Below are 1,219 nucleotides of genomic sequence, written 5' to 3'. Positions count from 1 at the left end.
GCGAACCTCGAACGCCCGACCGGCAGAGATGCCCCAACGTCACCCCATCGAGCGACACCAAACCCGGGCATTACGGTGCGAACCGCACTCTGAAGCCCGACGCTGTTTGAGCGACGGAGCACCTGAGACGGGGTCGATGACCAGGTCGGCGTTGTCCGGATACCCGGCGTCGACCTTCCCCGCGATCTCGGTCAGGCGGGTGCGGAACACGTCGGTGAACTCCATCGCGCTGCCCGGCAGCCCGGCCTCGACGCAGAACGCCTCCAACTTCTCCTCGCACCGGTCCCACGGAAGAAGCATCGCCGTCCAGTCGCCGTACTCCTGGCTGCCGGCCACCGCGACGTCCCCACAGCGCAGTTCCTCGGCGAGGTAGCAGAACACCATCGCCTCGAAGTGCCGCCGCACCAGCATCCCGGGACGGTCCTTGGCGTAGACGGTCCTGATCCAGTTCTGCGACGCGAACGACAAGTCCAGTTTCCCGGTCCACCGGTCCTGGCCCGCCCCGTGGGTGACGGTGTCGGGGATGTGCTCGCGGGTCAGGTTCCGGTGGTCCACGGCGTGCCGCAGCGCGGTCAGCACACTTCGGTCGGTGGAGGTGGGGATGAAGGTGAGCATGCCGGCGAGCTTGAACATCGTCGGCCGGTCGACCTTGAAGAACCGCTCGACCAGACCGGTGTGGTTGTTGCCCGCGTGCGCCGCGACGGCCTCGATGTCCGCGAGCTGGGCGTCGAACCCGCCCGCCTGCTCCACCACCGCACGGGTGTTGGCCAGCGTGAACGCGTCGTCCAGCGTCCCAGGCTTCCCGCCCGAAGCCGGGGAGTCACGCAGCGCGGACAGCACGTCGCGGTAGGAACGGATCAACTGCTCGGTCAGCGACCGGTGCCGCAGCTGAAGATCCGCCAGTTCCTCCACCGCCCGCTTGTGGTGCCGGGCGACGCGTTTGCACAACATCACCACCAGATCGTCGCGGGCCCGGGTGCGCGCCTCCGCGGCCAGACACGCGATCAGCGCGGTGCGCCGGGGTTCGGCGAAGGACTTCACCTCACCCACCGACAACACCCGGGCCTGCGCGGCGAACCCCGCGACCTTCGTCTGCGGCACCCCCGCGACCCAGTCGGCGGTATCCCCCAGCAGGTCCAGTTCCTCCACCCGCGCGGCGTGCTCGCGGAAGCGTGACCACGTCGCCCGCCGGGCCGGGGTCTTCAGATCGTCGAAAGCG

General features: G+C 69.2%; 1 pseudogene. It reads right to left on the bottom strand.

Features of this window, described 5'->3' with window-relative positions:
- Positions 1-39: 39 nt before the first annotated feature.
- Positions 40-1,219, bottom strand: a pseudogene (locus AC0Z36_RS29715) (hypothetical protein); the annotation flags it as partial.

Source organism: Kitasatospora sp. UYEF31 (assembly GCF_057291755.1).
Note: the sequence above shows the minus strand (reverse complement) of the source record. Positions and strands in the feature narration are given on the sequence as shown.